A 24,036-nucleotide genomic window follows, 5' to 3' on the forward strand; every position below is an offset into this window, starting at 1 on the left:
TCCTTAGCGGTGCCCATAAGCACGAGGCCGGGTGTAATAATCAATCAACGGGACGGTAATATTTGCCAGCAGTACGGCAAATGCCACGCCATCCGGATAGCCGCCATAGGTGCGAATGAGCCATACCAACACACCGGTCAGTGCGCCAAAAATCAGGCGTCCTCGATTCGTCGTCGAGGCAGTGACGGGGTCGGTGAGAATGAAAAATGCACCCAGCATGGTTGCGCCAGAGAACAGGTGAATCACCGGTGAGGCACATTTTTCCGGGGAAAACACCCAACCCAGAGTGGAACACACCGCCAGTGTTATCAGGAAACTGACCGGAATATGCCAACGAATTGCGCCTTTCATTAATAAGAACACGCCACCCAGCAGGAAGGCCAGGTTGACCCACTGCCAGCCGATTCCTGCCAGTACGCCTGTGTAGATAGGTGCCTGCATCAGGGACGTTGCGGAATGCCCGGCACGTAACCCGGTCTTAAAGGTATCAAGCGGAGTCGCCTGACTTATACCGTCAATGCCCATACGTAGTTGCGACATGCTGTCGCCCACTGCAGTCGCACCCGAGAAAATAACATGCACTGAATCAGCAAAACCCGGCACCGTCGCGGCAAGAGTTTGCGGCGGCAGCCATGATGTCATTTGCACAGGAAAGGCAATCAGTAATACCACGTAGCCGACCATCGCCGGGTTAAAGGGGTTGTGACCAAGCCCGCCATATAACTGTTTAGCGATGATGACGGCGAATAGGGTACCGAGAATCACCATCCACCACGGTGCAAGGGGCGGAATACTCATACCTAACAGCAGGCCGGTTAACGCAGCTGAATTGTCAGCCAGGATTTTCAGGGGTTGCTTACGCAGTTTGAGCACAAATAGCTCTGCGGCGACGGCGGTGAGGATACCTAATGCAATCTGCACCAGGCTTCCCCAGCCAAACCAGTACCACAGCATGGCGATTCCTGGCAAAGTGGCGCAGGTCACCAGCAGCATAATCCGCGATGTGCTGCGTTGGTTATGGGTATAAGGGGAGCTTGCTATCTTGAAAACCATCTATTCCTCTGATGCCATTTGTTGCGCTGCTTTTCGTGCCTGGACTCGGGCGATGGCCGCAGCAACCGCGGCTTTGCGCGGATCTTGTTCTTCGGCAGATTCTGCTACAGATTCGGTTGTAGCCTGAGCCGCTTTACGCGCTTTAGCACGGGCGATAGCCGCTTCGACAGCTGCTTTGCGCGGGTCAACGGCGTCGACTTTAGTGACTTCAGCACTCTCAGTTACCGGAGCAGATTCGCCAGCTTGCGCCGCTTTACGCGCTTTAGCGCGGGCGATAGCCGCTTCGACAGCTGCTTTGCGCGGGTCAACGGCGTCGACTTTAGTGGCTTCAGCGCTTTCAGTTACCGGAGCAGATTCGCCAGTTTGCGCCGCTTTACGCGCTTTAGCGCGGGCGATAGCCGCTTCAACGGCTGCTTTGCGCGGGTCTGTCGCCGTGGTTTCTGCCCCGCTTGTTCGCGTATCTTTCTCTGCCTGACGAGCGCGAGCCTGCGCTTTGCGAGCTTCACGCGCCGCAATAACATGCTGGTTATCTGGCAGACTACCTGCCTGAATCACAATCGGTTCATTGCTTTGTGCTTGCTTGTTTTTCACGCGAGCAAGAGCTGCCTGAATTGCATCGTTATCTTTCGCAGTTGGCTGAACCGCTGCCTTCTTATGGCGTTCCTGACGAGCGGCTTTTTCACGTTCAAGACGCGTCTGGCGTGCCTCAAAGCGAATCTTCGCTTCAGCAGTGCGTTTTGCTTCCAGCTCGATTTCGCGGATCTCGGCTTTTTCCTGACGGAAGTACTGCACCAGCGGAATGTTGCTGGGGCACACATAGGCGCAAGCGCCGCATTCAATGCAATCTTTCAGGTTGTGAGCCTGGGCTTTATCGTGCTGCTGCCCACGGCTAAACCAGTAAAGCTGCTGTGGCAACAAATCAGCCGGGCAAGAATCGGCGCAGGCGCTGCAACGGATACAGTTCTGTTCTTCCTGCGGCTCACCCATTTCATTGGCCGATGGGGCCAGCAAACAGTTGGTGATTTTAACTACCGGAACATCCAGCCACGGCAGACAAAAGCCCATCAGTGGGCCGCCCATAATCACTTGTTGATCATGGCCCGGACGGAATCCTGCAAAATCAAGCAGATGGCGAACCGGAGTTCCTAACCGTGCCCAGACATTACCTGGCTGTTGAACGGCACCGCCGGTTAACGTCACCACGCGCTCAGTTAAAGGCTCACCATCAACAATGGCGCGCTTCACCGCGAAGGCCGTCCCGACGTTTTGCATCAGCACGCCGATATCGGAAGAACGCCCACCCTGTGGTACCTGTTTCCCCGTCAGAATCTGAGTCAGTTGCTTTGCGCCACCAGACGGATATTTGGTCGGGATGACGCGTAGTTGAATGCCGTGGGTATCACATAACACCGCACGCAGCATCGAAATCGCCTGCGGTTTATTGTCTTCAATACCGATTAAAACGCGCTGAGGTTTTAAGATATGTGCGAGGATGCGCACACCTTCGACGATTTGCGCGGCACAATCCTGCATCAGGCGGTCATCGGCAGTAATGTACGGTTCGCATTCAGCCGCATTGATAATCAGCGTCTCGATTTTATCGCCGCCACCGTGCAATTTATTCCCCGTGGGGAAACCTGCTCCACCCAAACCTGCCACGCCAAACTGATGAATGCGCTCAATCAGCTCCTCACGGCTGCGGGAGGTATAGTCCTGCCAGCCGTCGCGTTCAATCCATTGGTCTTCGCCATCGGCTTCAATCAGGACACTCAACTCAGCCAGCGCAGAAGGATGAGCTGTAGAGTGGGGCGCAATGGCGGTAACGGTTCCTGAGGTAGGAGCGTGAACCGGCAACATGCGACCACGCCCGCGAGTCAATGGTTGACCACGCAGCACGTAATCACCGGGTTTCACGCACAGCTCGCCCTCAGCACCAATGTGCTGCTTTAACGGGATAACCAGTTTTTGCGGTAAAGGAACCTGGCGTAGCGGCGTACCGTTGGATTGAGTTTTCATTTCCGGTGGATGAATACCACCGTCAAAATCCCAAATTTTATCTTTTTTGAAACGGGTAAATAGCTTAAACATTTTGCTCCACCGGAATGAGTCGAACCGGGATGGTTTGCAGATCCCACTTCCAGCTTTCTGTGGTGGTTTCGACCGGGCGCAAATCAATACAGCGCGTTGGGCACGGGTCGACACATAAATTGCATCCGGTGCAAAGGTCACTAATAACGGTGTGCATGGCTCGGGTTGCGCCGACAATGGCGTCAACCGGGCAAGCCTGAATGCACTTGGTGCAGCCAATACAGTTGGCTTCGTCGATAACCGCCAACATACGCACGGGCTCTTGCGCATCGGCATCACCATCAATAGGTTGCGGGTCGACGTTAAGTAATGTGGCAATTTTGTGCATCACCGCCTCACCGCCGGGTGCGCACAAGTTGATATTCGCACCCTGGTTTCCTACCGCTTCGGCATAGGGACGGCAGCCTGGGTAACCGCATTGACCGCACTGACTTTGCGGTAGCAACTCATCAATTTTATCGACAATCGGGTCTTCTTCGACACGAAAACGGCGTGAGGCATAGCCGAGGATCAGCCCGAATACCAGGCCTAACAGGCCCAGAGCTATCACCGCAATCCAAATAGTACTCATCAGAACTTTACCAGGCCGCTAAAGCCCATAAAGGCCAAAGACATCAAGCCTGCGGTGATTAGTGCAATGGCATTCCCGCGAAAAGGCGCAGGCACATCGGCAACAGCCAGACGTTCCCGAATAGCCGCAAACAACACCATCACCAGTGAAAAACCTACCGCAGCTGAAAAGCCATAAAGCGCGGATTGCAGGAAGTTGTGGCCAAGATTGATGTTGAGCAACGCAACGCCGAGCACCGCGCAGTTAGTGGTAATCAGTGGCAAGAAGATCCCCAACAGGCGATAGAGCGCCGGGCTGGTTTTGCGAACCACCATTTCGGTAAATTGAACAACAACGGCAATCACCAGAATAAAGGCCAGCGTGCGCAAATAGACTAAGTCGAGAGGAATAAGGATCAACTCATTGACCAGCCAGGCGCAAATAGAAGCCAGCGTCAGTACAAAAGTGGTCGCCAGCCCCATGCCAATAGCGGTCTCCAGTTTTTTGGAAACCCCCATAAACGGACACAGACCAAGAAACTTCACTAATACGAAGTTATTGACCAGCACCGTTCCAACAAAGAGCAGCAAATAATCTGTCATGAATAAGACCTGAAACCAAAAAAAAGCCGCCTATTATCGGCCAACAGGCCGATGACGACAACAGAACGATTATAGGGTTATTACGGTTTAATAAATGTTTGCTTCACGCGCTGTGAACGCTTGAGGTAAGGAACCAACAAGGCGGCAGCCAATAAAGGAAACATCAACTGACGTAATGCCAGGCTGTCACTTACTGGGGAAAATGCGAAGGCTTTAATCGCTAACAGTACTGACAGTAATAACCAAAGAATATAATGACGTACCACATTCTTACGACGTTTGAAGAAGGCAATAGTCAACCACATGGTGTAACCCCACATGGCAATGGCACAGGCAATTGAGGTGTACCAAAGGAGCACCATTTTGGGGCCTTGTGCGCTCATAAGTCGATGGCTTTCTGGGGTGATGAGCATCATAAGATAAATGGCTAGCGCAATAGTGCTGCTGAGAAGCGTCATCAAAAGCCAGGCGAGAGGGGCCAGAAGCCAGCCTGCAATACGAGGTGCTTGCATGGGTTCTTGGGTCGTCGTCATGTTACCTCCCGAAAAAGTATGAGACTTTCCTTATGCGAATCATAAGGCGGGAGGATTATAAGGTTTTTTCAGCGCTTTGCTACCTGTGATGCTAGAGCACATACCGCCAGACCGATTTTGGCACACAGCCTAAATCAAACAGACGTCCGCCTGAAACTAATTCCGCCCGACGATGATCGGCTGCGCGATACATATTCATCAGTTCATTATTATCTGTCAGGGTGTAGTTAAGATGATCAAACAGTTTTTCAAGGCTTTCGGACGAACTGATTTTACGGAACTTCATTAAATAATCGAGAGCAGTCATGGGGGGTGGTTATCCATAAAATAAAAGAGGAAAGGGCACGCAGTACGTTTGTTTTGTCCGAATAATAACCGTAAATCGCTTTTTATTTATCTACGAATAACCCGAGTTTAAATTTTTAGGAGTTTTCATCGGCTGGTTATGGCAAAAACGCCAGTTGGATGCCGTCTTACGGACAGGTAGGCTGTGGAATACGCAACTAGCACGCAACAATATAATTACCTGTTGTTACAATCTGTGGGATGGTGTCAAATGAACCGTCAAAAATAATGAGGAACGCAAATGAGTGATAACATTCGTGTCGGACTAATCGGTTACGGTTACGCCAGCAAAACCTTTCACGCACCATTAATTGTCGGTACGCCTGGCATGGTCCTGGCGGGTGTTTCCAGCAGCGATGCCACGAAAGTTCATGCTGACTGGCCAAACATGCCGGTTGTCTCTGACCCTCATCATCTTTTCAACGACCCAAATATCGACCTGATTGTTATCCCAACACCTAACGACACGCATTTCCCGTTGGCTAAAGCCGCGCTGGAAGCAGGCAAGCATGTGGTGGTCGATAAACCGTTTACCGTGACGTTGTCACAAGCGCGTGAACTGGATGCACTGGCAAAAAGCTGTGGTTTGTTACTCTCAGTATTCCATAACCGCCGTTGGGACAGTGATTTCTTAACCCTGAAAGGGCTGCTGGCAGACGGTACTTTGGGCGAAGTGGCCTATTTTGAATCGCACTTCGACCGCTACCGTCCGCAAGTTCGCAATCGCTGGCGTGAGCAGGCTGGTGTCGGCAGTGGTATCTGGTACGACTTAGGGCCACATCTTATCGACCAGGCGCTAAATCTTTTCGGATTGCCGGTAAGCCTGACCGTGGATTTAGGCCAGTTGCGCCCGGGTGCGCAAGCCACTGACTACTTCCACGCGGTATTGGCCTATCCTCAACGCCGCGTTGTCTTACACGGCACTTTGTTGGCGGCGGCAGAAACTGCTCGTTATATCGTGCACGGAGCGCGTGGCAGTTACATCAAATATGGCCTGGACCCACAGGAAGATCGCCTGAAAGCGGGCGAACGTCTACCGCAGGAAGACTGGGGTTATGATATGCGTGATGGCGTATTAACGCTGGCGCAGGGCGACGTGATGGCGGAACAAACGCTGTTGACAGTGCCTGGTAATTACCCGGCTTACTATGCGGCGATTCGTGATGCTCTTACCGGTCACGGCGAAAACCCAGTGCCGGCAGCACAAGCTATTCAGGTTATGGAAATGATTGAGCTAGGGATGGAGTCTGCCAAACATCGCGCCACGCTGAATCTGTCATAGCCCGCATTTATAGGACATCTCACCCTGGTCCAGGGTGAGATGGACTTGTTTACTGCGCGGTAGGTTTTAACAGACTGCCGCTGGTTTTGTGCTCTGTCAGATACTGATGCTGGAAAATGCACATCCGGATAGTGTTGCGATACTCACCATTAATAAAGAATTCGTGGATTAATTCGCCTTCCACCATAAAGCCCAGTTTCTTATAGATATGCACGGCTTTGGCATTTTCTTTATCAACAATTAAATACAGCTTGTACAGGTTCAGCACCATAAACCCGTAATCCATCGCAAGTATAGCGGCTCGAGATGCCAGCCCTTTGCCCTGATAGTCTGGCGAAATAATTATCTGGAATTCGGCACGGCGGTGAACATGGTTAATTTCGACCAATTCCACCAGACCGGCTTTCTCGCCATTACATTCAATGACAAAACGCCGCTCACTTTGGTCGTGAATATGTTTGTCGTACAAATCTGACAATTCGACAAACGCCTCGTAGGGCTCTTCAAACCAGTAGCGCATCACGCTTGCGTTGTTATCCAGTTGATGGACGAAACGGAGATCTTCGCGTTCTAGTGGGCGAAGTTTGATTTGCAAATCGTGGGGCATGTGAGTTCCTTTCAAAGTGGTAAGGCTTCCAGGCAGAAGCCTTATTGACTACAGTTGCCAGTTACGGTGCGACATCGCGACCGGTACGACGGTCCAGACAACGCAGGGTGTTGGGTTCCCAATAGGCGTTAAGGTTGGTGCTTTTCTGGCAATTATCACGGGCATCGAAAGCCACGTCGGCTTTATCCCACTCTTTCTCGGTGCGTTTGTTCACTTTCTGACGCAACTGGCGTGTGTCATTCCATTGCTCTTTGTCCATCGCCGCATCCTGGCGAGTTTGCGCATTGTCACCTGACTCAACGATCAGCTTACTTGTCTGAGCATGAGCTGGTTGAACAAACGCAACTGCGCTCAGCAACATTGCCAACGGCAAAATTGCCACGGACAGACGTTTGCGAAGGATTGTGTTCATTGTCGATTCCTTTTAGGGTGAAGCCCCTTTTGTTGATGTAAAAAATACCACTGGCGAGTGGGATATATCAGATGACCCACTTATTGACCTCATTATTCCAGACAATGTTCAATATGATCAAAACAACCTTGCTCTTTTTTGTTACTGCGCTCGCTGAAATCATCGGCTGTGTTTTACCGACGCTTTGGTTAAAACGCGATGGTTCGGCGTGGTTGCTGGTTCCCGCGGCATTATCACTGGCGATGTTTGTCTGGCTGTTAACCCTCCATCCGGCAGCTAGTGGGCGCGTGTATGCCGCTTATGGCGGGGTTTATGTGATGACAGCTTTGCTGTGGTTACGCTGGATTGACGGCGTTAAGTTAAGTACATACGACTGGGTGGGGGCGGCCGTCGCGTTTAGCGGCATGTTAATTATCGTGGCGGGTTGGGGCCGCGCCTGATACGTCATTTCCCTTCGGATAATCTTCCTGCTTTTCTCGCATTCCCACTGAAACACTACGCAAGAGTCACAAATTAATTGTGACTCAACACGCTAAAATTCAATAAGCATACTTGTATGGTAGTTGGTCGTGACGTAGTTTTACATGCATTGAAGACTGTCGACCAATGTGTTGTAAGGGAATCCGAATGAAGATTGTAAAAGCAGAAGTTTTTGTCACTTGCCCTGGACGTAACTTTGTCACGCTAAAAATTACTACTGACGATGGACTCACCGGGCTGGGCGATGCCACGTTAAATGGCCGCGAGTTGTCTGTCGCCTCCTACCTCAAAGATCATGTCTGCCCGCAGTTAATTGGCCGAGATGCACATCGCATCGAAGATATCTGGCAGTTCTTCTATAAAGGTGCGTACTGGCGTCGTGGCCCTGTCACTATGTCGGCAATTTCGGCGGTCGACGTGGCGTTATGGGACATTAAAGCCAAAGCCGCCAACATGCCGCTATACCAATTGTTGGGTGGCGCATCCCGTGAAGGAGTGATGGTTTACTGCCACACCACCGGCCATTCCATCGACGAGGTACTGGACGACTACGCGCGTCACAAAGAGTTGGGTTTCAAAGCCATTCGCGTGCAGTGCGGTGTGCCCGGCATGAAAACGACCTACGGCATGGCAAAAGGAAAAGGGCAGGCTTACGAACCAGCAACCAAAGGCGACTGGCCGGAAGAACAGCTGTGGTCCACTGAAAAATATCTCGATTTCACACCGAAGCTTTTCGAAGCGGTGCGCAATAAATTTGGTTTTAACGAACATCTGCTGCATGACATGCACCACCGTCTGACGCCAATCGAAGCTGCGCGCTTTGGTAAGAGCATCGAAGAACACCGCTTGTTCTGGATGGAGGACCCGACACCTGCCGAAAACCAGGAGTGCTTCCGTTTAATTCGTCAACACACCGTTACGCCGATCGCAGTGGGCGAAGTATTTAACAGCATCTGGGACTGTAAACAGCTTATCGAAGAACAGCTTATCGATTACATCCGCACCACCATCACTCACGCGGGCGGCATCAGTGGGATGCGCCGAATTGCCGACTTTGCTTCGCTTTACCAGGTGCGCACCGGTTCGCATGGGCCTTCTGACCTTTCGCCAATTTGCCACGCTGCGGCGCTGCACTTTGACTTGTGGGTACCGAACTTCGGCGTGCAGGAATACATGGGTTACTCCGAACAAATGCTCGAAGTGTTCCCACACAACTGGACGTTCGACAATGGCTACATGCACCCGGGTGAAAAACCGGGCATCGGAATTGAGTTCGACGAAAAACTGGCCGCGAAATACCCCTACGAACCTGCTTACTTGCCGGTCGCACGCCTTGAAGATGGCACCTTGTGGAACTGGTAACAGGAGAGAAAACTATGAAAAGCGTAACCATACAGCAGCCTGAAAAATTGGTCATTGAAGAACGTCCCGTTCCACAACCACAACCGGGAGAAGTGCGTATTCGTGTGAGCAGCGCCGGTATTTGTGGTTCCGATGTGCATATTTATCGTGGCCATAACCCGTTTGCTAAATACCCACGCGTCATTGGACATGAGTTTTTCGGCCACATAGATGCGGTGGGTGAAGGTGTTGAGTCTTCACGCATTGGCGAGCGCGTGGTTGGCGACCCGGTGGTGAGTTGCGGTCATTGCTATCCGTGTTTAGTCGGGCGGCCAAATGTTTGCGCTGAACTTCAGGTGGTTGGCGTACATCGCGATGGCGGGTTTAGCGAATATGTCACTTTGCCTGCCCACAATGCGCATCGGGTGCCAGACAGTATTCCCGATAACGAAGCCACCATGGTCGAGCCGTTTACCATTGCGGCAAACATTTGTAGCCAGATGAATCCTGGCCCGCTGGATACGGCGCTTGTCTATGGCGCAGGCCCAATGGGGTTAACCTCGATTCAGGCACTGCGCGGTGTTTACGGCGTGAAAGAAATCATTGTTGCTGATCGTATTGATGAACGCCTGGATATGGCGAAAGCCAATGGTGCTGACCGGGTCATCAACAACACTCATATTGAGTTGAAAACCGAACTCGAAAAACTGGGCATTCGCCCGACGCTTATCATTGACGCTGCCTGTCATCCTTCGATTTTGCCGGAAGCTATCGGCATTGCCTCGCCTGCGGCACGTATTGGCATTATGGGATTCTCTTCTGATCCCTGTGTTCTGAGCCAGCAGGCCATCACTAGCAAAGAACTGACTATTTATAGTTCGCGCCTTAACAGTAATCGATTCCCAATGGTCATTAACTGGATGACTGAGCGGAAGATCCAACCGGAGAAACTCATCACCCACCAGTACGCCTACACACAGGTGCTTGATGCAATGGAACTCTTCGAGAAAGACCAAAAGCAATGCTGCAAGGTCCTATTGAAATTCTAAGCAACAACCTCTGAACCCGAATATTTGCTGTACCTACAACGACAAATTGCAGAGAACAGAAAAATGAATACAAAAATAGAGCTAAATAATAGTCAGCCTGAAAGAAGTACATCCGATTTAGTTAAAGCCGCGGTTTCCGGTTGGCTGGGAACCGCGCTGGAATTCATGGATTTCCAGTTGTACTCCCTTGGGGCGGCACTGGTTTTCCACGAAATCTTCTTCCCGGAACAATCTGCCGCTATGGCACTTATCCTGGCGATGGGGACTTATGGAGCCGGTTACATCGCCCGTATAGCGGGGGCTTTCTTCTTTGGCCGCATGGGGGACACCATTGGTCGTAAGAGAGTGTTGTTTATTACCATCACCATGATGGGGATCTGTACCACCTTAATTGGCGTGTTACCGACCTACGCGCAAATTGGTATCTTTGCGCCGATGTTACTGGTGTTGCTGCGTATTATTCAGGGATTGGGTGCGGGTGCCGAAATATCCGGTGCCGGAACCATGCTTGCTGAATATGCGCCAAAAGGTAAGCGCGGCATTATTTCTTCGCTGGTGGCGATGGGGACTAACTGCGGCACATTATCAGCGACCGCTATCTGGGCCATCATGTTCTTCTTCCTGTCAAAAGAAGAGTTGTTGGCCTGGGGCTGGCGTGTGCCGTTCCTCGCAAGTGTAGTGGTGATGATTTTTGCCATCTGGCTGCGTATGAACCTCAAAGAAAGCCCGGTATTTGAGAAAGTAAACGACGAAGCAGGGAACACTGCGGCGGCAAAACAAGCCGCGGATAAAACCCATTCTTTGGGTGCGATGTTCACCAGTAAATCATTCTGGCTGGCTACAGGGCTGCGCTTTGGTCAGGCGGGTAACTCAGGGCTGATTCAAACCTTCCTCGCCGGTTACCTCGTTCAGACACTGCTGTTTGAGAAAAGTGTACCGACCGATGCCCTGATGATTAGCTCCGTGATTGGCTTCTTTACCATTCCATTCCTCGGCTGGCTGTCCGATAAAATAGGGCGTCGTGTTCCTTATATTATCGTCAGTATCTCCTCGATTATTCTCGCGTATCCAATGCTGTCGATGATTATGGATAAGAGCAACGAGGTGAATGTGATTATGGCCTCGATCATCATTATTCATAATGTGGCGGTACTGGGGCTGTTTGCTCTGGAAAATATCACCATGGCAGAAATGTTTGGTTCGCGTAATCGCTTTACCCGAATGGCAATATCTAAAGAGGCGGGTGGTCTGGTAGCCGTCGGCTTTGGCCCGGTGCTGGCGGGTATTTTCGTCAACATGACCGATTCCTGGTGGCCGATTGTAGTGATGATGATTGCTTACTCTGTCGTTGGTTTGATTTCAGCACTGCTGATGCCGGAAGTCAGAGACCGCGACCTCAGCGTACTGGAAGATGCCGCTGAAACGCCAAAATCACAGCGCGCGGTAAAAGGCCTGCATGTGTGAAAGCGCAAACCATGAGTTGTTATACAGCTTTGAATTTCGTGTCATACCAAATGGCTAAAGTTTAATTCAAATCAAAATGCAGACTACCATAGCAGGTAGTCTGTAGCTGTCCCCAAGTTACTACACAGCGAGTTGTAAAAATGGAAAACAAACTCTTATCTGCAAAAGCTATTCTCCCGAAATATGACCGTAGCAAACTGGTATCACGCATCGTTCATCTGGGTTTTGGTGCGTTCCATCGCGCACATCAGGCAGTTTATGCCGACATCCTGGCTAATGAACATGGTAGCGACTGGGGTTACTGCGAAGTCAATTTGATTGGTGGCGAGCAGCAAATTGTTGATTTGAAGCAGCAGGACAACCTTTATAGCGTGGCAGAAATGTCTGCCGACGCCTGGCATTGCCGCGTAGTGGGTGTGGTGAAAGACGCCATTCATGCGCAGGTTGATGGTCTGGAAGCGGTATTTAGTGCACTGACCCAACCTGAAGTGGCCATTGTTTCCCTGACCGTGACTGAAAAAGGCTATTGCCACACTCCAGCTACCGGCACCATCCTGCTGGACCACCCGTTAATCGCCCATGATCTTGCTAATCCACAGCAGCCAAAATCTGCGCCAGGTGTGATTGTTGAAGCGCTGGCGCGCCGTAAAGCTGCGGGTCTGCCAGCATTTAGCGTGATGTCTTGTGACAACATGCCTGAAAACGGTCATGTCACCCGTAACGTTATTACTGCCTATGCGCAGGCGTTGAACCCGGAACTGGCGGCGTGGATCCAAGCGAATGTGACATTCCCATCCACCATGGTTGACCGCATTGTGCCAGCGGTTACGGCTGAAACGCTGGAACAAGTGGCACAAGCGACCGGCGTTGCTGATCCTGCGGCTGTGGCTTGCGAACCTTTCCGTCAGTGGGTCATCGAAGATAACTTCGTTGCTGGCCGTCCTGAATGGGAAAAAGCAGGCGCGGAACTCGTAAAAGACGTTCTGCCATACGAAGAAATGAAACTTCGCATGCTCAACGGCAGCCACTCCTTCCTGGCTTACCTGGGTTACCTGGCGGGTTATCAGCATATTTCTGAATGTATGCAGGATGAAAACTACCGTCGGACTGCTAAGGCATTAATGCTGCAACAACAAGCACCTACCTTAACCGTGCAGGGTGTTGATCTGGCAAAATATGCGGATTCATTAATTGCCCGTTACACCAACCCGGCACTGCGTCACCGTACCTGGCAAATTGCCATGGACGGTAGCCAGAAGCTGCCACAACGTTGGTTAGACTCTATTCGTTGGCATCTGGCAAACGGTAGTCAGTTTGATCTGTTGGCGCTGGGTGTTGCAGGTTGGATGCGTTATGTTGGCGGTGTTGATGAGCAGGGTAATCCAATTGAAGTGAGCGACCCATTACTGCCGGCGATTCAGCAAGCGGTGGCGTCAAGCAAAGAAGGGGAAACCCGTGTTAAAGCTCTGCTGGGGCTGAAAACTATCTTTGGTGAGGATCTGCCAGCTAACGAGAAATTCGTTCAGCGAGTCACTGAGAGTTATTTGGCGTTACGTGAAAACGGTGCGAAAGCGACAGTGGCTAAGTTCTAAATACTACATATTAATCTCGCCCGGTGACGGGCGAGACTTCAATCATTCTTCTTCAAACATTACTCTTCACTAAACCAGTCACGCTTCTCTTTACGAATCAATAATATCGACTGGCTAATCTCATGCAGATGGCGGTACATCGCCTGATCCACACCGTCTTCATCATGGCGTTTTAAGGCGTCGAAAATATCGTAATGTTGTGCGAGCAGCATCTCTGGTGGCGAAACGTGATCAAGGCTCATATAACGCACCCGGTCCATCGTCGCTTTGATGTTTTCGACCGTGTCCCAGGCCAGGCTACAATCGGCAACCAGCGCCAGTTGCTGGTGAAATTCGTCATCTAACTGGAAGAAGTCGTCTAACTGGTTGCGGTCAATGGCGATGCGTTGTTGGTTCAGCAATTGCTCGAGCATATAAAGGTGCTCGTCTGTCGCCATACTTGCCGCACGCTTCGCTACCGCACGCTCAATCGCTTCACGGATAAAGCAGCCGTTCTTAACATGGCTGACGGAAATCTTATTAACGTAAGTTCCACGCTGCGGGCGAATTTGCACCAGGCCAGTTTCCGCCAGTTTGATAAAGGCTTCACGAACCGGTTGGCGGGACACTTCAAAGCGGATTGCCACTTCTTTTTCAGACAGCGGCGTTCCTGGCGGAATCAGGCAACGCACAATATCGCGACGCAAAATGCGATAGATTTGTTGGTTAACGGGCTGAGTGGGGTTAAGCAATGTTGACGGTAGCATTAAATTTTTCTTTTTTTGGAAGAACCGTGCAAATTTAACATTTATTTGCACGGTCGCCCATACCCGAAATCCCTTCGAATATGGACAAGGTGATTAACCTTCGCGGTGAATGCTTAATCCAGCAAACGTCTGGCTAACCGGCATCATCTCAAGCGTATTGATGTTGACGTGTTTAGGCAGTGTCGCCACCCACCAAACCGCTTCGGTCACATCTTCAGGGGTTAAAGCGTTGGCGTTTTCATAGGTTTTCTCGACTTTGCCGTCATCACCTTTGAAACGTACATTGGAAAACTCAGTACCGCCGACCAAACCAGGCTCGATATCCGTCACGCGGATTGCCGTCTTATGCAGATCGGTACGTAAGTTCAGGCTGAACTGGCGCACAAATGCTTTCGTGGCCCCGTACACGTTGCCACCAGCATATGGCCAGTTAGCCGCGGTAGAACCGATATTAATAATATGACCGCGATCACGCTCGACCATGCCAGGCAGCACGGCGCGCGTCATATACACGAGGCCTTTGTTGTTGGTATCAATCATCGTTTCCCAGTCATCCGGGTCCGCTTTATGAGCTGGTTCCATACCCAGCGCCAGGCCCGCATTATTCACCAGCACATCGATGTTGCGCCAGGCCGCCGGTAACTGTTCCATCGCCACTTCGATAGCCGCACGGTTACGCACATCAAGTTGCAGCGTAATGATGCTTTCACCCAGCTCATCTTTGAGCTCTTGCAGACGTTCCTGACGGCGTCCAGTAGCAATGACTTTATGACCCTGTTGTACGAAACGACGAGTAATACTCTCACCAAATCCGGAAGTTGCACCGGTCACCAAAATAATCATCTCACTGTTCCTCAAAGGTTTTTGTTTGGTAATACCTTAGCATGCTAAGGCAGTTAGTGATAATTCAACTTTGTGCTAAAAACGACGTTGCAAGGGCCTGCACGCTGCTGGTGCAGCGGTATCTGCCGTGTGCAACTTTCTGGTGCATGAGACCCCGCGGATTTTTGCATCCTCAACTAATAATACCAAAAGGCAACCGATTGCGACCAAAAGCAACCGATTGCCCTCTCTAAAGTTGCTTAAATGTTGCGCAGCAAAGGAAAATGTATTCTAAGCTACTGTTATAAAAAAGATTAAAGACAAACCTCAATGTGGCATCAACATTGCAATCATTAACTCATTCTTCACAAAACCATTACAGGCATAGCGATGACAGTTAATTACACGCAGGCGTTACGCGGCCAGTTCTTCGATATAACCCAAACCGGGACTCGTCCTGACGAGTTGCTGGCGAATGCGCGTCACCATGATGATGCGTTGTTATTTATTGATGGCGGTACGGTGGTGGCTTTGTTGCCATGGGAAGAAGGGCGCATGCATTTGCGTAGCGAAAGTGATTATCTCGATTATCGCGGCAAATTAATCATTCCCGGCTTTGTTGATACCCACCTGCATTATCCGCAAACAGAAATGATAGGCGCTTATGGCGAACAGTTACTCGAATGGCTACAAACTTACACTTTCCCGGTTGAGAGCCAATATCAGGACAGTTCGTACGCCGCGAAAATGTCAGCATTTTTCCTTGGCCAACTGTTGAGCAACGGTACCACCACCGCATTGGTTTTTGGCACGGTGCATCCGCAGTCGGTGGAAGCGCTTTTCAGCGCGGCAGAACATCTTTCCATGCGCATCATTGCGGGCAAAGTGATGATGGATCGCAACGCACCGGAATATCTTACCGAAACACCGGCGCAAAGTTATCAGCAAACGCGTGAGTTGATTCAGCGCTGGCATAAAAAAGGGCGCCTGAACTATGCGCTGACGCCGCGTTTTGCGCCGACATCTTCACCTGAATTACTCAAAGTGGTGCAGACACTGCGCGAAGAATTTCCCGATACCTGGCTGCATACCCATTTAAGTGAAAACAGTGCCGAAGTGGAATGGGTGAAAAACCTGTGGCCCGACGCTGAAAGCTATCTTGGCGTTTATCACCAGTACCAACTCACCGGAAAACGCAGCGTGTTTGCTCACGCCATCCATTTGCAAGAGTGTGAATGGGATTGCCTGCACCGCACTGAATCGGCCATCGCCTTTTGCCCAACCTCAAATCTGTTTCTCGGCAGCGGGCTGTTTAACCTCAAACAGTGCCATGAGCGGGGGATCCGCATGGGGATTGGCACCGACGTTGGCGCAGGCACCACCTTTAACATGCTACAAACCCTGGCCGAAGCATACAAAGTTGCCCAACTGCAAGGATACCGTCTGTGCGCTAGCGAAGCGTTTTATCACGCTACATTGGGAGGTGCACACGCGCTGGATCTGGATGATAAAATCGGCAACTTCCTGCCCGGTAAAGAGGCGGATTTTGTGGTGCTGGACTTAGCCGTAACGCCATTGCAGAAACTGCGCTACGCCAACAGTCGGGATATTTATGAAAAGTTGTTCGTGCTGATGACGCTCGGCGATGACCGTAATATCTGGCACACCTGGGTAAACGGTAAATGCGTCTGGCAACGTGGCACGCTGGAGGTCGCGGCATGATTCAATTTTTGCTCAATCAAACCTTAAAGACCCTTGATAACGTTGACCCGAATACCACGGTGCTGAACTGGCTGCGCGGCAGTGAACTGCGCTGTGGCAGCAAAGAAGGGTGCGCATCGGGTGATTGCGGGGCGTGTACGGTGGTGCTTGGCCAGGTTGATGGCGAGAAAATGCGCTATGACAGCGCCAATAGCTGCATCACGCTGGTCAGCCAGCTTGATGGCAAACAGTTGCTGACCGTGGAGGATTTAGCAGACGGCAGCAAATTGCATCCGGTGCAGCAGGCGATGGCCGATTGCCACGCTTCGCAATGTGGTTTTTGTACCCCAGGTTTTGTGATGTCGGGATTCGCACTGCAAAAAGCGCATAGCCCGACTGACCGTCATGAGATAGAAAAACAACTCGCCGGAAACCTGTGCCGTTGTACGGGTTATCGGCCAATTATTCAGGCGATGCAGCAAAGTTGCGGTACGCGTACTGACCAGTTTACTCGCACTGAGATGCAAACTGTCGCACGCTTAAAGTCGCTGCAACAATCGCAGGTCGCCGAGCTTAGTAAATCCAACCGCTGCCTGTTGCCAAAGACCGTTGAGCAACTGGCATCGCTGTACCAGCAAAATCCGCAGGCTCGCTTGCTGGCTGGTGGTACCGATCTGGTGCTGACTATCACCCAGCAATTTCAGACACTGCCATTGATTATTGCACTCAATCAGGTGGATGAACTCAAAACGGTTTCCATCACCGACAGCCAAATTCGCATTGGGGCGATGGCAACATTGCAGGCGTGTCAGGAGGTTTTACAGCCAGCGATCCCGGCGTTTTCGCAGATGCTCGACCGCTTTGCCTCGCCGCAAATTCGCCATCACGCCACGCTTGCCGGAAATCTGGCAAACGCTTCGCCGATTGGCGATGGTGCGCCAATGCTGCTGGCGCTCGGTGCGCAACTGGAATTGCGCTGCGGTGATGAACTGCGCACGTTGCCGCTCGATGAATTCTTCCTCAGTTATCGCAAAACAGCTTTGCAACCTGGGGAATTTATCACTGCGGTTATTATTGAGCGGGCGGCAGTCTCCCCGACGTTTGCCGCATGGAAAATATCCAAACGGATGGATGACGATATTTCGACAGTCTTTGGCGCATTCAACCTGCATTTTTCCGCCGGAAAAGTGCAGAGCGCTCGGCTGGCTTTCGGTGGCATGGCGGCGGTTCCGGCGCGCGCAAAAGGGGCTGAAAACGCGCTGACAGGTTTGCCGCTCAACTCGCAATCACTGGCTCAGGCGTGTGCCGCGCTGGCCGAAGATTTCCAGCCGTTAAGTGATTTCCGTGGCAGCGGAGTCTATCGCCTGAAACTCGCGCAAAATCTGCTACGACGCCTGGTGCTACAACACGCCGAAACGGCTTACGCACTGGAGGTACAACATTATGTCAACTAATCCTGTGCGCCTGTCAGAACAGTCATTGATCGAGCAGTTTTCTCGCAAATTGCACGGTGGCGCAGGCGAAAGCCGCAAACATGAAAGCGCAGATAAACACGTCAGCGGCAAAGCGGAATACATTGATGACAAACTGACTTTGCCCGGCATGTTGCACTTATGCCCGGTTCTCAGCCAACACGCCCACGCGCGCATCCTCAATATTGATACTCGCGAATGTTACGCCATTCCCGGTGTAGTCCGCGTTTTTAGCTGGCAGGATGTTCCCGGCGAGCTGGATATTGGCCCGTTAGCGCCAGGCGACCCGCTATTTGCCCGCGACAAAGTTGAGTATCACGGCCAGGTTGTCCTCACGGTAGCCGCCGATACCCCAGAAGCCGCGCGTGCAGGCGCGCAAAAGATCGCTATCGAATATGACGTGCTTGAAGCGGTGCTGGATGTTGAAGAGGCATTACGTCGCGAACACTATGTTCAGGAACCGCACGTTCATCAACGCGGTGATGCTGATGCTGCGCTGGCAAGCGCTGCGCACCGCATTCAGGGGCAATTTCATATCGGTGGCCAGGAGCACTTTTATCTCGAAGGACAGATTGCGGTGGTACAGCCTGGGGAAGATGGCTGCGTGATGGTCTGGTCGTCAACCCAGCATCCGACAGAAGTGCAAAAGCTGGTGGCTTCAGTGCTTGGCGTCACGATGAACAAAGTCACAGTAGATATGCGCCGCATGGGCGGTGGGTTTGGCGGCAAAGAAACCCAGGCGGCGGGTATTGCCTGCCACGCCGCGCTGGTAGCGGTATTAACTGGCCGCCCGGTAAAAATGCGTCTTGCACGCCGTGACGACATGCGTATTACCGGCAAACGGCATCCGTTTTTTGTGCGCTATGACGTGGGTTTCACTGATTCTGGCATGTTGAACGGAGTGGTTATCGATCTGGCGGCTAACTGCGGATATTCGCTGGATCTGTCAGGATCGATCTGCGATCGCGCTATGTTCCACGCCGACAACGCTTATTACCTCGGTGATGCGCGCGTGACTGGCTACCGTTGCCGCACCAATCTGGCATCGAATACCGCCTACCGTGGATTTGGCGGGCCGCAAGGTATGGTAGCCATCGAACAGATTATGGACCACATCGCACGGGAGCTTGGCCTTGATCCGCTGGAAGTGCGTAAGCGTAACTACTATGGCGACACTGAACGCAATGTGACGCACTACCATCAAACGGTCGAACACAACATCATGACGGAAATTACCCGTCAACTCGAGGCCAGCGCAGATTACGCAGAGCGCCGCACAGAAATCACGGATTTTAACCGCAGCAGCCCAATACTCAAACGCGGTCTGGCGCTGACGCCGGTAAAATTCGGCATCTCTTTTACCTCCAGTTTCCTCAACCAGGCGGGGGCATTGCTGCTGATTTACACCGATGGCACGGTGCAGCTCAACCACGGCGGCACAGAAATGGGCCAGGGGCTAAACACCAAAGTGGCGCAAGTGGTGGCGGAGGTGTTGCAAATCCCCGTCGAACAGATCCAGGTCACCGCAACCAACACCGGAAAAGTGCCGAATACCTCACCGACGGCGGCTTCATCGGGTGCCGATCTTAACGGTAAAGCGGCGGAAATTGCCGCACTGACCATTAAAGAGCGGCTGGTAGAAATGCTCTGTCGTTTACACGGTTGCGAAACCGAACAAGTGGAGTTTCGTAATGGCGTGGTGAAAGTCCCTGGGCGGCATTTTAGCTTTAGTGAAATCGCCAGTCTTGCCTGGCTGAACCAGGTCCCGCTGTTTGCCACCGGGTTCTACAAAGTACCGGGAATTCATTACGACCGTGCCGCCGGTCGTGGGCAGCCATTCTATTACTTCTCCTGGGGGGCGGCTTGTTCGGAAGTGATTATCGACACGCTGACCGGAGAGTACCGTCTGTTGCGTACCGACATTCTGCATGACGTTGGCAATTCGCTGAACCCGGCACTCGACATCGGGCAAATTGAAGGTGGTTTTGTGCAAGGGGCAGGCTGGCTGACTTGCGAAGAGTTGGTCTGGGATGACAAAGGACGGTTGCTGACCGACAGCCCGATGAGCTACAAAATCCCGGCGATAAGCGATGCGCCAGCCGACTTACGGGTTAAGTTGCTGGAGAATTATGCCAACCCTCAGCACACCGTTTATCGTTCAAAAGCCGTCGGTGAACCGCCGTTTATGCTGGGAATATCCGTGTGGTGCGCCTTACAGGACGCCGTGGCAAGTGTCACTGATTACCTGAAACACCCAATGCTGGATGCGCCCGCCACGCCAGAACGCGTATTTTGGGGTTGTCAGGAGGCGCCATGAACGACGATGAATGGATCGCTATTTTGATGCAGTTGCGCGAGCGGCGCGAACCTTGCGTGTTGTTGACTGTGTTGGCTGACAAAGGCTCGGTGCCGCGAAACTGTGGCACCAAAATGATTGTTGGCCGTGAACAGACGTTTCTGACTATCGGTGGCGGGCATCTGGAATATCAATCTATCGCCATGGCACGTGCCATGCTGGAGAAGCAAAGCACGATGCTGCATACCGAGCATTTTAATCTGGGCGCCAGGCTTGGGCAATGCTGTGGCGGCATGACCACGGTGCTGTTTGAACCGTTGATTCAGGCACAACCGCAGATCACGGTATTTGGCGCAGGCCACGTCGGGCAGGCGCTGGTGGCGCTGTTATCAACGTTACCCTGTCACATTACCTGGGTTGATGAGCGCGCCGATTTATTTTCTGACGCCCCGCAAGGGGTGAAAACCGTTCACGCAGAAGACCCGCTGGATGCAGTTCACGCCGCACCTGCGCAGAGTTATTTTATCGTCATGACCCACAGCCATCCGCGGGATCTGGAGTTGACCGAAGCGATACTTAAGCGCGGCGATTACCGTTATCTCGGGTTAATTGGCTCGCAGACTAAACGCCAGCGCTTTGAGTATCGGCTGGCGGGAAAAGGCATCACGGCGGAACAACTCAGTACCTTACGTTGCCCGGTGGGGCTGCCGGACGTGAAAGGTAAACTGCCAGCCGAAATTGCTGTAGCCATCACCGCCGAAATAATTGCTGTGTATCAGGCGGCGAGTTGAGCCTGGTGGATGACGCTCACGCTTATCCGCCCTACAATCACTTAACTTTCTTCGTAGGGTGGAAAAGCGTGAGCGTGTTCCACCTTCCTGCAGGACTTATTTCAGGAGTTCAGGATGCTGTCAGTTAATCCGTTTTACCGCATCAGTTTATTGCCGTATCAAGCCCCTCACTTTGATGACATCAAAGACAGTCACTATCGTCCTGCTTTTGACGAAGCGAAACGAATTAAGCGTGAAGAAATTGCGGCGATTGCCAACGAAACAGCGGCTCCAACGTTTGAAAATACCTATCTGGCGCTGGAAAAAACCGGCCACATGCTGGCGCGCGTTACTCAGGTTTTCTTTGCCATGACCGCGGCAAATACCAATGATTATCTGCAACAGATCGATGAAGAGTTTGCCGCCGAGTTGGCCGAATTAGCCGATGAAATGCGCCTCAATAGCGCACTGTTTTCGCGTTTAAACAGTGTGTACCAGCGCCGTAATACGCTGGGGCTTGATGACGAATCCCTGCGTCTGGTTGAAGTGGTCTGGCAGAGTTTTACCCTGGCGGGATCCACCCTCAGCGACGATAAAAAAGCGCGCCTGAAAGTACTGAATAAAGAAGCCGCACAGTTGAACAGCCAGTTTAATAATCGTCTGCACGCCGCTAATAAAGCGGCGGGGCTGGTGATTGATGACGTACAGCAACTTGATGGATTAACTCCGGCAGAAATTGCTGCTGCCGCGCAACAGGCCAGTGCTAAAGGGCTGGAGGGGAAATACGTCATTCCTTTACTCAATTTCACCCAACAGCCCGCGCTGCAATCGCTGCGTGACAGACAAACGCGTGAAAAGCTGTTTAATGCCGGTTGGCAACGCACACAACATAACGATTGCAACGATACCAGGGCGATTGTGGCGCGCCTTGCAACCCTGCGCGCTGAACAGGCGCAACTGCTGGGCTTTGAAAGCTACGCGGCGTGGAAAATTGCCGACCAAATGGCAGAAACACCACAGGCAGCACTGCAATTTATGCGTGATATCGTGCCTGCGGCGACTGCCCGCGCGCAACGGGAACTGGCCGACATCCAGCAAGTTATCGATGCCCAGCAGGGCGGCTTTAAAGCAGAAGTCTGGGATTGGGCATTTTATGCCGAGCAAGTTCGACATGCGCAATACGACCTCGATGAAGCACAAATCAAACCTTATTTTGAACTCAACAACGTGCTAACCAATGGCGTCTTTTGGGTGGCGAGCCAGCTTTTCGGCCTGAAGTTTGTCGAACGTTTCGATATTCCGGTTTATCACGATGATGTACGCGTGTGGGAAATCTTCGATAACGACGGGCGTGGCATGGCGCTGTTCTATGGTGACTTTTTTGTCCGTGATAGCAAAGGCGGCGGGGCATGGATGGGCAACTTTGTGGAACAATCCACGTTGTTGGAAAATGACCCGGTAATTTACAACGTCTGTAACTACAACAAACCTGCCAGCGGCGAAGCGGCACTGATTTCCTGGGATGATGTCGTGACATTGTTCCATGAGTTTGGCCATACCTTGCACGGGCTGTTTGCCACCCAGCGTTATGCAACACTTTCCGGTACCAATACGCCACGCGACTTTGTCGAATTTCCTTCGCAAATCAATGAACACTGGGCGCGCCAGCCGCAGGTTTTCGCCAACTATGCGCGCCATTATCAAACCAACGAACCGATGCCCGAGGCGCTGAAAGATAAATTGTTCCGTGCCGCGCAATTCAATAAAGGCTACGACATGACGGAGTTACTCGCTGCCGCGTTGCTGGATATGAACTGGCACAGCTTGCCTGCGGGCAGTGAAATCGATGATGTCGCATGGTTTGAAACTCAGGCACTCGAAAAGGAACGGATTAATCTGGCTACGGTGCCACCACGTTATCGCAGCAGCTATTTTGCTCATATCTTTGGCGGGGGTTACGCCGCAGGTTATTACGCCTATATCTGGACGCAAATGCTGGCGGACGACGGTTATCAGTGGTTTGTCGAACAAGGCGGGCTGAGCGCGCAAAATGGCCAGCGTTTCCGCGATGCGATTTTGGCACAGGGCAACAGTCGCGAACTTAAAACCTTATACAGCGACTGGCGGGGACACGCGCCATATAGCGAACCGATGCTGAAAAACCGGGGGTTACAGGGCTAATACCTGGCGGGCAAATTATTCAGCGCTTTGAGAATGCCGTCTTCAATTTGCACGTAGTCACCTTGTTTTAACTGCGCAAGGATCTTCATCACCGAGCTACGAGACAAGTGCGTCCGGTCCATAATGTATTTGGCGGCGGACGTCTTGTCTCTGAGGCTTTCGGGTTCACGCATTAAGCCAAATAACTGGAAGCGCACAATTTCGTAGGCCGTAGGCGCAGTCAGTCTGACCTGAAGAAGGTAAATATTACTGGCAACTTTAGTCACGTGTTTCGCCATTAACTCCCAAAGATTGAGATCATCGACCAGTTTATGTGCATGTTCGGTGGTTATCGTTGCTATCTCGCACTCACTGAGTGTTTCAAGAAACAGTCCCGCTCCCGTTTTAGACAATAAATTAGTGATTCCGGCAATATTGGGCGTTGGCAGCAAGCTGAGCACAATTTCATCGATGTCGCGGCGAATGTGTACTAACCCCGATCGGATGAGATAACACATGTCGACGCCTTTCGCGGAGTAGTACAGGCGACGGCGCGCCGGTACTTTCACATACGTGACATGGGGGCTGAGTTTTTCCACTAAATCGAGGGTGGCCTGAGAGCTCAGCAACTGTGTGTTTTGTTCTGCATTGTCACGGGGTTTCATAGCGAC

Annotated in this window: 22 protein-coding genes; 11 read left to right on the plus strand and 11 right to left on the minus strand. The window is 51.8% G+C overall.

The window, feature by feature from the left end; all coding sequences use genetic code 11:
* Positions 1-3: 3 nt before the first annotated feature.
* From rsxD to ydgT, 6 genes are all read right to left on the minus strand, one after another.
* The gene (rsxD, locus tag MNO13_RS11560; RefSeq protein WP_064546291.1) at positions 4-1,053 is read right to left on the minus strand and encodes an electron transport complex subunit RsxD; all 1,050 of its coding nucleotides are present in this window, start codon (positions 1,051-1,053) and stop codon (positions 4-6) included.
* Positions 1,054-3,141, minus strand: a complete 2,088-nt coding sequence (rsxC, locus tag MNO13_RS11565; RefSeq protein ID WP_241940014.1) for an electron transport complex subunit RsxC — start codon at positions 3,139-3,141, stop codon at positions 1,054-1,056.
* Positions 3,134-3,712, minus strand: coding sequence for an electron transport complex subunit RsxB (rsxB, locus tag MNO13_RS11570; protein WP_064546295.1), 579 nt, complete (start codon positions 3,710-3,712; stop codon positions 3,134-3,136). The genes rsxC and rsxB overlap by 8 nt, the downstream gene beginning before the upstream one ends.
* On the minus strand, positions 3,712-4,293 hold the full coding sequence (rsxA, locus tag MNO13_RS11575; RefSeq protein WP_034455395.1) for an electron transport complex subunit RsxA: 582 nt from the start codon (positions 4,291-4,293) through the stop codon (positions 3,712-3,714). The genes rsxB and rsxA overlap by 1 nt, the downstream gene beginning before the upstream one ends.
* 80 nt (positions 4,294-4,373) lie before the next feature.
* Positions 4,374-4,826: a DUF2569 domain-containing protein gene (locus MNO13_RS11580; protein ID WP_064546297.1), complete on the minus strand. Its 453-nt coding sequence runs from the start codon at positions 4,824-4,826 to the stop codon at positions 4,374-4,376.
* 91 nt (positions 4,827-4,917) lie between these two features.
* Complete coding sequence (gene ydgT / locus MNO13_RS11585) at positions 4,918-5,133, minus strand: transcription modulator YdgT (protein WP_034495755.1); 216 nt, start codon at positions 5,131-5,133, stop codon at positions 4,918-4,920.
* A 279-nt stretch (positions 5,134-5,412) separates the two neighbouring features.
* Here ydgT and MNO13_RS11590 point away from each other — a divergent pair, with 279 nt between their 5' ends.
* Entirely contained in the window at positions 5,413-6,453 is a 1,041-nt protein-coding gene (locus MNO13_RS11590) for an oxidoreductase (protein ID WP_064546300.1), read from the plus strand.
* 49 nt (positions 6,454-6,502) lie between these two features.
* Here MNO13_RS11590 and speG read toward each other — a convergent pair whose 3' ends face one another.
* Together speG and MNO13_RS11600 are read right to left on the minus strand one after the other, a co-directional pair.
* Positions 6,503-7,060 (minus strand): spermidine N1-acetyltransferase, encoded by a 558-nt coding sequence (gene speG / locus MNO13_RS11595; protein ID WP_064546302.1) that lies wholly within the window; start codon positions 7,058-7,060, stop codon positions 6,503-6,505.
* A gap of 61 nt (positions 7,061-7,121) precedes the next feature.
* A complete protein-coding gene (locus MNO13_RS11600) occupies positions 7,122-7,472 on the minus strand; it encodes a DUF1283 family protein (RefSeq protein WP_064546304.1) in 351 nt (116 codons plus the stop codon).
* 113 nt (positions 7,473-7,585) lie between these two features.
* Here MNO13_RS11600 and MNO13_RS11605 point away from each other — a divergent pair, with 113 nt between their 5' ends.
* The 5 genes from MNO13_RS11605 (at position 7,586) to MNO13_RS11625 (ending at position 13,398) form a co-directional block, all read left to right on the plus strand.
* The gene (locus MNO13_RS11605) at positions 7,586-7,912 is read left to right on the plus strand and encodes a YnfA family protein (protein WP_121815628.1); all 327 of its coding nucleotides are present in this window, start codon (positions 7,586-7,588) and stop codon (positions 7,910-7,912) included.
* 187 nt (positions 7,913-8,099) lie between these two features.
* Positions 8,100-9,314: a starvation-sensing protein RspA gene (gene rspA, locus MNO13_RS11610; RefSeq protein ID WP_064546305.1), complete on the plus strand. Its 1,215-nt coding sequence runs from the start codon at positions 8,100-8,102 to the stop codon at positions 9,312-9,314.
* Between the two features lie 14 nt (positions 9,315-9,328).
* Entirely contained in the window at positions 9,329-10,342 is a 1,014-nt protein-coding gene (locus MNO13_RS11615) for a Zn-dependent oxidoreductase (protein ID WP_064546307.1), read from the plus strand.
* A 63-nt stretch (positions 10,343-10,405) separates the two neighbouring features.
* A complete protein-coding gene (locus MNO13_RS11620; RefSeq protein ID WP_064546309.1) occupies positions 10,406-11,806 on the plus strand; it encodes an MFS transporter in 1,401 nt (466 codons plus the stop codon).
* Between the two features lie 140 nt (positions 11,807-11,946).
* Positions 11,947-13,398, plus strand: coding sequence for a mannitol dehydrogenase family protein (locus MNO13_RS11625; RefSeq protein WP_237930296.1), 1,452 nt, complete (start codon positions 11,947-11,949; stop codon positions 13,396-13,398).
* 59 nt (positions 13,399-13,457) lie between these two features.
* Here MNO13_RS11625 and MNO13_RS11630 read toward each other — a convergent pair whose 3' ends face one another.
* Both MNO13_RS11630 and ydfG read right to left on the minus strand, forming a co-directional pair.
* Positions 13,458-14,144 (minus strand): GntR family transcriptional regulator, encoded by a 687-nt coding sequence (locus MNO13_RS11630; protein ID WP_232885802.1) that lies wholly within the window; start codon positions 14,142-14,144, stop codon positions 13,458-13,460.
* Between the two features lie 93 nt (positions 14,145-14,237).
* Positions 14,238-14,987 carry a bifunctional NADP-dependent 3-hydroxy acid dehydrogenase/3-hydroxypropionate dehydrogenase YdfG gene (ydfG, locus tag MNO13_RS11635; RefSeq protein WP_064546315.1) on the minus strand — a complete coding sequence of 250 codons (750 nt, stop codon included), beginning with the start codon at positions 14,985-14,987 and terminating at the stop codon, positions 14,238-14,240.
* 369 nt (positions 14,988-15,356) lie between these two features.
* Here ydfG and guaD point away from each other — a divergent pair, with 369 nt between their 5' ends.
* The 5 genes from guaD (at position 15,357) to dcp (ending at position 23,386) form a co-directional block, all read left to right on the plus strand.
* Entirely contained in the window at positions 15,357-16,688 is a 1,332-nt protein-coding gene (gene guaD / locus MNO13_RS11640; RefSeq protein WP_121813573.1) for a guanine deaminase, read from the plus strand.
* Positions 16,685-18,121 carry a xanthine dehydrogenase small subunit gene (xdhA, locus tag MNO13_RS11645; RefSeq protein WP_241940015.1) on the plus strand — a complete coding sequence of 479 codons (1,437 nt, stop codon included), beginning with the start codon at positions 16,685-16,687 and terminating at the stop codon, positions 18,119-18,121. The genes guaD and xdhA overlap by 4 nt, the downstream gene beginning before the upstream one ends.
* On the plus strand, positions 18,111-20,456 hold the full coding sequence (gene xdhB / locus MNO13_RS11650; RefSeq protein ID WP_241940016.1) for a xanthine dehydrogenase molybdopterin binding subunit: 2,346 nt from the start codon (positions 18,111-18,113) through the stop codon (positions 20,454-20,456). The genes xdhA and xdhB overlap by 11 nt, the downstream gene beginning before the upstream one ends.
* Positions 20,453-21,226: a xanthine dehydrogenase accessory protein XdhC gene (xdhC, locus tag MNO13_RS11655; RefSeq protein WP_241940017.1), complete on the plus strand. Its 774-nt coding sequence runs from the start codon at positions 20,453-20,455 to the stop codon at positions 21,224-21,226. The genes xdhB and xdhC overlap by 4 nt, the downstream gene beginning before the upstream one ends.
* A gap of 114 nt (positions 21,227-21,340) precedes the next feature.
* Positions 21,341-23,386 (plus strand): peptidyl-dipeptidase Dcp, encoded by a 2,046-nt coding sequence (gene dcp, locus MNO13_RS11660; RefSeq protein ID WP_241940018.1) that lies wholly within the window; start codon positions 21,341-21,343, stop codon positions 23,384-23,386.
* Here dcp and MNO13_RS11665 read toward each other — a convergent pair.
* Entirely contained in the window at positions 23,383-24,030 is a 648-nt protein-coding gene (locus tag MNO13_RS11665) for a winged helix-turn-helix transcriptional regulator (protein ID WP_083963367.1), read from the minus strand. The two genes, dcp and MNO13_RS11665, sit on opposite strands and share 4 nt — an antisense overlap.
* Positions 24,031-24,036 lie beyond the last annotated feature (6 nt).

This window comes from Buttiauxella ferragutiae (assembly GCF_022637515.1).
GTDB lineage: Bacteria > Pseudomonadota > Gammaproteobacteria > Enterobacterales > Enterobacteriaceae > Buttiauxella > Buttiauxella ferragutiae.